We start from the raw sequence: 7379 nt of genomic DNA, 5'->3' as shown, positions 1-7379 counted from the left end.
TGAATGATGGAGGTCCTACCTTCCACAAGATCTACAATTATATTCTCCACCTCGATCTCTCCAGCAACCGGATCGCCCGAATCCTAAACTGCGAACCGGAACACAGCTTTTACGTGTACAACCACCCAACTCTCTACGATTCCTAAAAAAGGCGATTCCAAACATACAAACCGGCAAACAATTCCATACCTGCGGCAAGTGCAATATGCGCATACAAACCTCCGCGAATCGAACGAGTCCGTAAACTCAGAGCCCCCATCACCAAACCTCCGAAAAAAGAACTTAGAATTTCACCTTGCGGTTTTTCAAAATGAACGATACCGTAAACGAGAGCCGCCATTCCTACGGAATGGTATTTACCCGCGACGCTCAGGTAACGAATTAAGAATTTCCGAAAGAAAAATTCCGTAAAATAAAACGTGGAAAGATACACGAACTCGAACGATAGGGTCGTAAACCAATTGGCACGATACAAAAGCTGTTCCGAACTCAACGGAGCCCTCGGATAAAATTCCTGAAAGCCGGGAATCAAAGATCCGAATCCGGCCAAAACAAAACCGCCGACTAAAATGGGAAAATAGGAAGGATTTCCTTTTTTTTCGAAAGGGATATCCGGGATCTTCGCGATTTTGCTCCTATAAAAATCGTATAAAACCGGAAACAATAATAACGGAAAAAACTGAGTGAATTGTTTTAACACCTTCCAGGCCCAAAAGATGTAAGGTTTAGGTAAGAATATTAGAATTTTCTCATACGGAGGTTGCAAAAATTCCAAAACGACCAGACAAAACCAAAACGAAAAAAGAAAACCAAACGCGCCGGTTCGTCTAAATTTTTCTTTTTTGCGTTTAGAAAGAACCAAGTAGAATCCTAAAATCAGAATTCCGTATAAAAAACAGGAGCCGGAGATTTTGATAAGGAGGTTTGGCGAAGAAAAAATCGGAAATCCAAATTCTTCGTTTAAAAAAAGAAATACGAATGCGGTTCCGTAAAGGCCGAATAATAAAGAATAAATTCGGGAATTTTTTCTAAAAAAACCCCTTAAAATCCGAACGATTTCCATCCAAACCTGTGTTTTACAAAACGGTGGATTCTTTCCATTCGTTTCGAGAATTGCAAAAGAATTTCCAGAAAATTTTCGACAAAGTCCTGATTTAAGGTTGCTAAATCAAATATACTTTACAAAAAATCCAATATATAAAACTTTGGAAGTTAAATAGAGCCGTTTTTTCTTAAATCCGAGCTATTTTTGGCCTTCGATGATAAAATCAGGCTGGATATCCGAGCCTTCGATTTAAGACTGAGAGTATCGTATGTCACCGCAAGAGTTAGAACTGAAACTTGCGCCTTTGAGCCTGGAAGATTCCTTGGAATGGATCAGCAAGGAATTCGGCGATTCTGCGGCTTTTTCCACCAGTCTCGGTTTGGAAGACCAGGTGATCACTCACGTCATTTTTTCACGAAATCTGAATATCCGCGTTTTTACCTTGGATACGGGCCGGTTGTTTAACGAGACATACGATCTTCATCGTTTGACTAACGCAAGTTACGGTAAAAGGATCGAAACTTTTTTTCCGGAAACTATATCGATCCAAAATCTGATCAATCGCAAAGGCCCCGACAGCTTTTACGAATCGGTAGAAAATCGAAAAGAATGTTGTCATATCCGCAAAGTGGAACCTCTCAACAGAGCTTTGATCGGAGCGAAACTTTGGATCACGGGGATTCGTGCGGAACAATCGGAGTCCAGACATTCTCTCGCCAAAGTGGAATTAGATTCGTCCCGAAATATTTTAAAATATCATCCGCTTTTAGATTGGGATTTGGAAAAAACCCAAGATTACATCGACACGTTTAGAATTCCGGTTAACGTTCTTCATAAAAAAGGTTTTCCTTCCATCGGATGCGCTCCTTGTACTAGGGCGGTTCAACCGGACGAAGACGTTCGCGCCGGAAGATGGTGGTGGGAAGCCGACAATCAAGAATGCGGATTGCACGTCGTGGACGGTAAACTCGTCCGTCAAAAATCGGGTCCGAAAAGAGCGTTATGAATTCTACTATGAATAAATCCAGACTTACACATCTCGAACAATTGGAAGCGGAATCGATTTACATCCTTCGGGAAACCGCCGCTCAATTCGAAAGACCGGCACTTCTTTTTTCCGGCGGAAAGGATTCGATCACCCTCGTACATCTTGCGTTGAAGGCGTTTCGTCCCGGCAAGTTTCCGTTTCCTTTGGTTCACATAGATACCGGTCATAACTTTCAGGAAGCCCTCGATTTTCGGGATGAGCTTGCTTCCAAAATCGGCGAAAAACTGATCGTTCGTTACGTTCAGGATTCTATCGATCAAGGAAAGGCCGTTGAGGAAAAGGGTAAATTCCCGAGTCGCAACGGAATCCAAACGGTCACACTTCTTGATACGATCGCCGAATTCAAGTTCGACGCTTGTATCGGAGGCGCGCGTAGAGACGAAGAAAAGGCGCGCGCCAAGGAAAGGGTTTTTTCGGTTCGCGACGAATTCGGTCAGTGGGATCCTAAACTACAAAGACCCGAACTTTGGAATATCTACAACGGTAAAATCAGTCCTGGCGAAAACGTCCGCGTATTTCCGATTTCCAATTGGACGGAATTGGACGTTTGGGAATACATCCGCAAAGAAAACATAGCGCTTCCTTCATTATATTTTTCTCATAAACGAGAAGTAATCTATCGCGAGAATCTTCTCTTTCCCGTTTCGAAATTCATTACGATCGATGCGGGCGATCGCGTGGAAGACAAGATCGTACGTTTCAGAACGGTCGGAGATATGACCTGCACCGCGGCCGTGGATTCGCAGGCGGATAACATAGACGATATCATCCTCGAAATCCAAACCACTCGAACCACGGAAAGGGGTTCGCGTCTCGACGACAAACGTTCCGAAGCGGCTATGGAAGATAGAAAAAGAGGAGGATACTTCTGATGGATTTATTGCGTTTTATCACCGCAGGAAGTGTGGATGATGGAAAGTCCACTTTGATCGGAAGACTCCTCTACGACAGCAAATCGATTTTCGAGGATCAACTCGAAGCCATAGAAAAGTCGGCGAGAGGCAATAACGGACAAATCAATTTGGCTCTTCTTACCGACGGTCTTAAGGCCGAACGCGAACAGGGAATTACGATCGACGTCGCTTACAAATATTTTTCCACTCCTAAGAGGAAATTCATCATCGCGGATGCGCCGGGTCACGTTCAATATACGCGTAATATGGTTACCGGAGCGTCGAATTCCAACCTTGCAATCATTCTGATCGACGCAAGAAAAGGTGTCATCGAGCAAACCTATCGTCACTCCTACATCGCGTCGATGTTGCGAATTCCGCATCTCGTTGTTTGTATCAATAAAATGGATCTCGTCGAATTCTCCCAAACACGTTTCGAAGAGATCAAAGCGGAATATCTCGACTTCGCATCCAAATTGGATATTAAGGATATTGAATTTATTCCGATCAGCGCCCTCAACGGGGATAACGTGGTCGATAAGTCCGCGGAACTTTCCTGGTATCAAGGCAGAACTCTTCTCAATCATCTGGAAGAAGTTTACATCGAAAGCGACGAAAATTTCGAAGACGCTCGATTTCCGGTGCAATACGTGATTCGCCCGCTTTCGGACGAATTCCACGATTACCGCGGTTATGCCGGTCAGGTTCGAAGCGGAGTTTTTCGCAAAGGGGATACGATCACCGTTCTACCCAGCGGATTCACCAGTACGATCCAATCCATCGATACGTATTCGGGTGAAGTGGAAGAGGCGTTTCCTCCTATGTCGGTCACGATTCGTTTGACGGACGAGATCGACATCTCGCGCGGAGACATGATCGTAAAGGCGGAGAATCTCCCGAAAGTTTCCCAGGATTTGGAGGCGAACATCTGTTGGATGGATTCGAAAGCTCTCGTGGCGGGAAACAAATATCTACTTCGTCAAACGACTAACGCGGTAAAGGCGATCGTCAAAGAGATAGAATTTAAAGTCGCCCCCGACACGCACGCAAAACTTGAAGCGGACAAAGGACTCGCACTCAACGAAATCGGTAAAATCAAAATTCGTACCGCAAAACCCGTAAGTTTCGACGAATATAGAATCAATCGTTCCACAGGAAGTTTTATCCTCGTGGACGAAGGTACGAATTCCACAGTCGGAGCCGGAATGATCACCGGAATTGGAGCCTAATCGATGTTAAACGAGGCTGAAAGGACGGATCTTTCTACCGGTAAGGTTTATCTTGTCGGCGCCGGTCCCGGTAATCCGGAAGATCTGACTCTGCGCGCTTATCGTATTTTGAACAAAGCGGAAGTGGTTTTGTACGACGCTCTTTTGGATCCTTCCTTTTTGGAACTATTTCCGGAAAACGCGATCGTTCATTACGTAGGAAAACGTTCCGGAGCTCATTCCGCCACGCAGGAGGAAATCAACGAACTTCTCCTTTCTTATGCGCTGCGAGGAAAGAACGTAGTGCGTCTCAAAGGGGGCGATCCTTTCGTTTTCGGACGCGGAGGAGAGGAATTAATAGCATTAATCAATCATAATATAGAATACGAAATCGTTCCGGGCGTAAGCTCCCTCAATGCGGGATCCTCCTTCGCTGGCTTTCCTCTAACTCACAGGGGACTTTCTCGTCAGGTTTTGATCATGGACGGTCATACCGTTCTGAACGAAAATACCGATTGGACTTGGTTTGCGCGGTTTCAAGGGACCATCGCTTTATTTATGGGAACCTCGTCGCTCCCGAAAATCGCCTCGCTTTTACTCGAACACGGAGCCGATTCGGATTTACCCGTTGCGCTCGTAGAGAATGCTTCTTTAGAAAATTTTAATATTCAAATTTCCACATTGAAGGAAGCTGCGAGTTTCGCTATAGAAAAGAAAACGAAAGGGCCGGGGATCATTTATATCGGCAAAGTGGTCCGTTTTTCCGAAGACAAGGATTTACGATCGTCTTTTTCCGGAGTAGTGGAAAAAACTTCTTACGGGACGATTTCGCAAAAGATCCGGGGAGAGGAAAAATGAGCCGTAAATATCCGGCGTTTCTTAATTTAGAAAATAAGAATGTTCTTTTAATCGGAGGCGGCAAGGTCGCTCTGGAAAAACTTCCGCATCTGATAGACTGCGGCGCAAAAATTTCCGTAATCAGTCTCGAGGCGTGTTCGGAGGTTCGTTCCATTTTAAGGGATCACCCCGAAATCAAAATCGAATATCGCGCCGTGGAATTTTCCGATCTTCAAGGAAGAGCTTTGGTTTTTTCCGCGACCAACGATCCCGAGTTGAACCGAAGACTCAGCGACTACGCTCATTCCTGGAAAATTTGGATCAACTGCGCGGACAACCCCGCTAACTGCGATTTTTATTCCGCGGCTGTTTTTAATCGCGGGCCGATACGAGTTGCGGTTTCGACGGAAGGAGGTTTTGCCGGTTTATCGGGAGTCGTTAAATCGACGTTAGATGAATTGATTCCGGAAGACCACGAGGCCGAATTTCTCGATCTGATCGAATTCAGAAAAGAATTAAAAACGATTCTTCCCGACGCCGACAAAAGGAAAAAAGCGCTGCAAAATCTGATTCTGTCCCTCAGGGAAGAATACTTTAAACTCCCCTCCGGTCGGGGAACAATATAACGAAATTATAAACTCCCAAAAAGGTAAAAGGCTAAGTTATGTCAGAAACTAAAGAATTGTCCCCCGTGGAAGAAATCAAACTCAACTCGAATAATCTGAGAGGAAAGATCGCGGAAGGTTTGGACCGCAATATCGATTCGTACGAAGAAGAGGAAAAACAACTTCTTAAGTTCCACGGACTCTATCAACAAAAAGATCGGGACCGCAAAAAGGACGAAAACGGAAACGACATCGAAGCTCCGACCAGTTTTATGATCCGCGGAAGAATTCCCGGAGGAAGGCTTACCGCCGAACAATATCTGGTCTGGGACAACTTGGGAGATAAGTTCGGAGGCGGTGCGATTCGGTTGACGACGAGACAATCCGTACAACTTCACACTCTCCGCATCTTTCATTTAAGGGATGTTATGCGAGAGATCGATCGAATCAATCTTTCCAGCATGGGGGCCTGCGGAGACGTTGTTCGTAACGTAACTCAGGCTGTGAACCCGCTCGGGAAAAAGGATCTTTCCCTTTTGGACGGAGTGGCGCAACTTCTATCCGATCACTTCAAATATAAAACCAACGCTTACGCCGAAGTCTGGCTCGGAGACAAACAAGTCAATAAGGATCAGGACGATCCTATTTACGGAAAAACCTATCTTCCCCGTAAATTCAAAATCGCGGTTACGTTGGCCGGAAACAACACCGTCGATCTTTATGCAAACGACATGGGTTTTGCCGCGACGCTGAGTTCCTCCGGACAAATCGACGGCTATTTCGTGTTTGCTGGAGGCGGTTTCGGAATGACGCATAACAAACCGGAAACGTTCGCGAGGGCGGCGAGTTTGTTGGGTTGGGTTCCGGAAGCGCAATTGATTCCGGTTGCGGAAGCGATCGTTACGGCTCACCGCGATTTCGGAGACAGAACCAATCGTAAACACGCGCGTTTAAAATACGTTCTTGCTGATAAAGGTGTGGAATGGTTCCGCACCGAAGTGGAATCCCGCTCCAAAGCCAAGTTCGACGTAAATAAACAACTTCCCGCTTGGGAAATCCCTTCCTATCTCGGTTGGTCCGAAAGGGAAGACGGAACTTTGGCTCTCGGGTTTCACACGCTTGCGGGCCGCATCAAGGACGTTCCCGGTAAACCGTTGAAATCCGCGTTACGCGAAATCATAGGCGGTTACAAGTTGGACGTTCAGATCAGCGCGGACCAGGATCTGATTCTTATGGGGATCAAAAAAGAGGACCGTCCGAAGATCGAAAAAAGATTAGAAGAATTGAATGTAAGCGCGAAAAGCCCTTCTCCGTTGTTCGATCGGGCTCTCGCGTGTCCCGCGCTTCCGACTTGTGCTCTCGCTTTGACCGAATCGGAACGCTCCTTTCCAGAACTTCTCAACGGAATTCAAAAGGTTCTCGATAAACTCGGATTGAGCGATCGAGCGCCCGTCGTCCGCATGACCGGTTGTCCAAACGGATGCGCCCGTCCTTATTCCGCGGAAGTAGGTATCGTCGGTCAACAAGCAGGAGGAAAATACTCCCTGTTTTTCGGTGCGGACGCGGCGGGAACGAAAGTGGGGGATTACGTAGCGAAGAAAATCGCCCTCGCCGACATTCCGGCACAACTGGAAAAAGTGTTCGTACTTTGGAAGGAAGAGGGAAATCCCGGAGAAAAATTCGGGGACTATGTAAACCGTTTTCCTTTGGACAAATTTAGACAGGCGATCGGTTCTTTTTAAG

General features: G+C 46.1%; 8 protein-coding genes. 7 read left to right on the top strand and 1 reads right to left on the bottom strand.

Annotation, left to right across the window (positions count from 1 at the left end; translation table 11 throughout):
- Positions 1–146, top strand: a 146-nt coding sequence (locus EHQ17_RS17545; protein WP_135590160.1) for a DUF1564 family protein, incomplete at its 5' end; no start/stop codon positions are given.
- On the opposite strand, the gene EHQ17_RS17540 is transcribed toward EHQ17_RS17545, so the two are convergent.
- Positions 143–1063, bottom strand: coding sequence for a CPBP family intramembrane glutamic endopeptidase (locus EHQ17_RS17540; protein WP_135590159.1), 921 nt, complete (start codon positions 1061–1063; stop codon positions 143–145). The genes EHQ17_RS17545 and EHQ17_RS17540 overlap by 4 nt on opposite strands.
- A gap of 250 nt (positions 1064–1313) precedes the next feature.
- Here EHQ17_RS17540 and EHQ17_RS17535 point away from each other — a divergent pair, with 250 nt between their 5' ends.
- The 6 genes from EHQ17_RS17535 to EHQ17_RS17510 are packed head-to-tail and all read left to right on the top strand — an operon-like array spanning position 1314 to position 7378.
- Positions 1314–2051 carry a phosphoadenylyl-sulfate reductase gene (locus EHQ17_RS17535; RefSeq protein ID WP_135590158.1) on the top strand — a complete coding sequence of 246 codons (738 nt, stop codon included), beginning with the start codon at positions 1314–1316 and terminating at the stop codon, positions 2049–2051.
- Positions 2052–2059: 8 nt separating this feature from the next.
- On the top strand, positions 2060–2965 hold the full coding sequence (cysD, locus tag EHQ17_RS17530; RefSeq protein WP_167881179.1) for a sulfate adenylyltransferase subunit CysD: 906 nt from the start codon (positions 2060–2062) through the stop codon (positions 2963–2965).
- Entirely contained in the window at positions 2965–4215 is a 1251-nt protein-coding gene (locus tag EHQ17_RS17525; RefSeq protein WP_135590156.1) for a sulfate adenylyltransferase subunit 1, read from the top strand. Before cysD ends, EHQ17_RS17525 begins: the two co-directional genes overlap by 1 nt.
- Before the next feature lie 3 nt (positions 4216–4218).
- Entirely contained in the window at positions 4219–5052 is an 834-nt protein-coding gene (cobA, locus tag EHQ17_RS17520) for a uroporphyrinogen-III C-methyltransferase (protein ID WP_135590155.1), read from the top strand.
- On the top strand, positions 5049–5657 hold the full coding sequence (locus EHQ17_RS17515; protein ID WP_135590154.1) for a precorrin-2 dehydrogenase/sirohydrochlorin ferrochelatase family protein: 609 nt from the start codon (positions 5049–5051) through the stop codon (positions 5655–5657). Before cobA ends, EHQ17_RS17515 begins: the two co-directional genes overlap by 4 nt.
- A gap of 38 nt (positions 5658–5695) precedes the next feature.
- Positions 5696–7378, top strand: a complete 1683-nt coding sequence (locus EHQ17_RS17510) for an NADPH-dependent assimilatory sulfite reductase hemoprotein subunit (RefSeq protein ID WP_135590153.1) — start codon at positions 5696–5698, stop codon at positions 7376–7378.
- Position 7379: the final 1 nt, after the last annotated feature.

Origin of the sequence: Leptospira gomenensis (assembly GCF_004770155.1) — a bacterium.
Classification (GTDB): Bacteria; Spirochaetota; Leptospiria; order Leptospirales; family Leptospiraceae; genus Leptospira; species Leptospira gomenensis.
This window is presented reverse-complemented; position numbering and strand designations above follow the sequence as displayed.

What these genes read in the sequence shown, in the direction of transcription:
- EHQ17_RS17540 (WP_135590159.1), bottom strand. Translation starts at nt 1,063, where the DNA reads ATGGAAATCGTTCGGATTTTAAGGGGTTTTTTTAGAAAAAATTCCCGA.
- EHQ17_RS17535 (WP_135590158.1), top strand. Translation starts at nt 1,314, where the DNA reads ATGTCACCGCAAGAGTTAGAACTGAAACTTGCGCCTTTGAGCCTGGAA.
- cysD (WP_167881179.1), top strand. Translation starts at nt 2,060, where the DNA reads ATGAATAAATCCAGACTTACACATCTCGAACAATTGGAAGCGGAATCG.
- EHQ17_RS17525 (WP_135590156.1), top strand. Translation starts at nt 2,965, where the DNA reads ATGGATTTATTGCGTTTTATCACCGCAGGAAGTGTGGATGATGGAAAG.
- cobA (WP_135590155.1), top strand. Translation starts at nt 4,219, where the DNA reads ATGTTAAACGAGGCTGAAAGGACGGATCTTTCTACCGGTAAGGTTTAT.
- EHQ17_RS17515 (WP_135590154.1), top strand. Translation starts at nt 5,049, where the DNA reads ATGAGCCGTAAATATCCGGCGTTTCTTAATTTAGAAAATAAGAATGTT.
- EHQ17_RS17510 (WP_135590153.1), top strand. Translation starts at nt 5,696, where the DNA reads ATGTCAGAAACTAAAGAATTGTCCCCCGTGGAAGAAATCAAACTCAAC.